The following is a 3,007-nucleotide window of genomic DNA, read 5'->3' on the forward strand; positions in this document are numbered from 1 at the left end:
GTCGCGGCGCTTCCCGAATCCGCTGGTGCGGCTGCTGCTGCTGCCGACGGCAACAGCAGAAAGCCTGTAGTTCCTTTTTCCCCGTGATTGCCCGATCTTCAGGCAGGTTCTAGGCTACGTGATGCAACGCTTGGGCCGTCTACCTGCGTCGGAAGAGAGACTGGCAATATGAAGTCATGTGAATAAGTAACGGCATCTGGCTGTCGGTCGAAGGGTGAACGACGGCCAAGTACACGGACAGAGACGTATGGTGTCGATCCAGGTGGGTGGCGAGGACAAGACTGCAGAGATCGTCAATTGGTTGGTCTGGAGCGATAAGCGCGCAGGTCTGCAGCTGAAATGTTCCTACTTAAATAAGGGCGCCGTTTTACACGCGCTCAAAGATTGCGTCATCGTTCCCACTCGCGAACTGAATGATGTGCTGCTGACCAGATCAGGCAGCACGAACGTTACGCCTGTCGCGAAGGCGACGATATATGGCGAGCGGTATGCCGTGGTGCATTACCCTGGCGCTGCCGACAAGCCCTACGTTTTCAAAATGGAGGGAATCGACTTCATTACGCCGATGGTGAAGAACGGCGCGCCGGTTCTGCAATATTTCATCAGGGTGGCTAAGGCGCGGCAGGCGCATGCAACGTCGCAAACAGATAGCAAGATCGCGGCCAATGTCGTAGACCAGCTGGGCAGGCTGCCTGTCAGTGTCGAAACGGCCTTGCATGCCTACTGCACGGGACACAACGGCACGCTGCTCCCCGGGCCGGGCCTGATCTATCCGTTCGGTCTTAACGAGAGCCAGTTGGCGGCGGTCGAGCATGCGTTCCGTGCTCAGGTCAGCGTGATCGAGGGTCCGCCCGGGACGGGCAAGACCCAGACGATTCTCAACATCCTTGCCAACATCCTGCTGCGTGGGCAGACAGTGGCGGTGTTGTCCAACAACAATGCAGCAGTAGAAAACGTCTACGAGAAGTTGGAGAAGTGCGGACTGGGCTATCTGGTCGCTAAACTCGGCAATCAGGAAAACCGCGACGATTTTTTCGCCGATCTGCCGCCATGGCCATCTGACGCACCCGAGCCGGCGCCGACGCTGGAGGAGATCCAGGGTCTGTTGGGTCGCTTGACGCAGCAGTTGCGCGATCGCAATCGGTTGGCGCAATTGCAGGCCGAACTCGACGAGTTGACCATCGAGCGGCGCTATCTCCAGCAATGGCAGGCGGAAAACGGCGTGCATGCTGCCGTCTCGCTGGAAAAGTACGGGTTGACGCCGCACAAGACCGCAGACTTGATGGCCTACTTGGCCCATCTCGGCCAAGAGCGTGTCCGCCTGCGGGATCGCATCGAGTTGTTGTTCAACTTCGGGATCCTTCGTGTCAAGCCTTTCGCCAACGCAGATGAGCGACTGTCCGTGTTTCATGCGCTGCAGATGCACTACTACGACAAGGCGCTGCAGGAAAAGGCGGCGGAGTTGCAGGCTTGCCGCAAATCGCTGGCGCAAGGAAACTTTACTGCCTTGTTGGATGCAATGACTTCTGCGTCCATGCGCCATCTGAAGCAGCACCTACAAAGTCTGCCCCTGCCATCGGACAGCTTCGATGGCAAAACCTACCGGCAAAGGTTCGATGTCTTCTTGAAGCGCTTCCCGATCCTGGGAAGCGGTACGCACTCCATCATCAATTCGATCGCACCGGAGACGATCCTTGATTACGTGATCATCGACGAGGCCTCGCTCCAGGACATCGTACCGGGCATCTTGCCACTGGGCTGTGCGAGGAACCTTATTGTTGTCGGCGACAACCGCCAGTTGGCGCACATTCCAGTTAAGCTGGGTCTGTCAGCGCCCGCCGAGGCCTACGATTGCGAGCGCTACAGCCTGCTCGATTCGTGTATCGCCGTGTTCAAGCAGGCGCTACCAAGGACACTGCTCAAAGAGCACTATCGCTGCCATCCCAGGATCATCCAGTTCTGCAACCAGCAGTTTTACGATAACGCATTGGTGCCGATGACCGAAGATCAAAGCGAAGCGCCGTTGCGCCTGATTGTGACCGCCAAGGGCAACCACACCCGTCAGAACACCAATCTCCGCGAATTGGATTCCCTGCTCAAGGTGCTCGATGATGAGGATGACGCGGTTGGCATTGATGGCGATGGGCGTGGATTCATCGCGCCGTTCCGGGCGCAGGTGAATCTCTCTGATTCGCGCCTGCCGGCGGAGTTCGTGAAAGACACGGTGCATAAGTTCCAGGGTCGAGAGTGCGATGAGATCGTCTTCTCCACGGTGCTGGACAAGAAGCGCTACAACCAGGATCCGAAGCGCCTGAGCTTCGTTGACGACCCACGCATGATCAATGTGGCGGTATCGCGAGCCAAGCAGCGCTTCACCCTTGTGACTGGCGATGACGTATTTGCCGAAAATGGCCACATCGCTGCCTTGGTGCGCTATATCAGCTATTACGCCGAGGTTGCGCAAGTCGTGCGGGCGCCTGTGATCTCTGCATTTGATCTGCTGTACCGCGAGTACGACCAGTCCCTGGCCCGCTTGAATGCTCGCTTGCGCCCCGAAGATTCACAGTACAAGTCCGAGCAGATCGTGGCACAGCTACTGCGCGAGGTTCTGTCCACATCCGAGTGCCATGCCTTGATGTTCCACGATCAAGTCAAGCTGGATCAAGTCGCAGCCTCGAGCAACCCGGAGTTGACGGAACGCGAGCGGGCCTTCATGGCGCGTGCCAGTTGCGATTTTGTTGTTTATTTCCGGGTTGGAAAGATCCCAGTGGGGGTAATTGAAGTCGATGGCGGCCTTCACGACCGGCCCGAGCAGATGGAGCGGGATCGCTTGAAGAACGGAATCTTGTCCAAAAGCGGCATTGCCATCCTGCGCTTGCGCACTGTGGAAAGCGGCATCAAGGAGAAGATCACCGATTTTCTTGTAGAGTGGATGAGTGCTGTGGCCGAGAGCTGAATAGCCTGACAAGGTGCGCGAGGACATCGGCCTGGCCGTGCTCCCGCCGAT

The 3,007-nt window shown here is 57.6% G+C and carries 1 protein-coding gene; it reads left to right on the forward strand.

Annotated features, from left to right (window positions below; all coding sequences use genetic code 11):
• Window positions 1-247 precede the first annotated feature (247 nt).
• Entirely contained in the window at window positions 248-2,956 is a 2,709-nt protein-coding gene (locus tag D183_RS0111305; RefSeq protein WP_026144383.1) for an AAA domain-containing protein, read from the forward strand.
• The last annotated feature ends 51 nt before the right edge of the window (window positions 2,957-3,007 follow it).

The organism is Xanthomonas sp. SHU 199, from assembly GCF_000364665.1.
Taxonomy (GTDB): Bacteria; Pseudomonadota; Gammaproteobacteria; order Xanthomonadales; family Xanthomonadaceae; genus Xanthomonas_A; species Xanthomonas_A sontii.

Bases quoted from the DNA above. Each gene is read 5' to 3' on its own strand.
- D183_RS0111305 (WP_026144383.1), top strand. From the start codon at position 248: ATGGTGTCGATCCAGGTGGGTGGCGAGGACAAGACTGCAGAGATCGTC.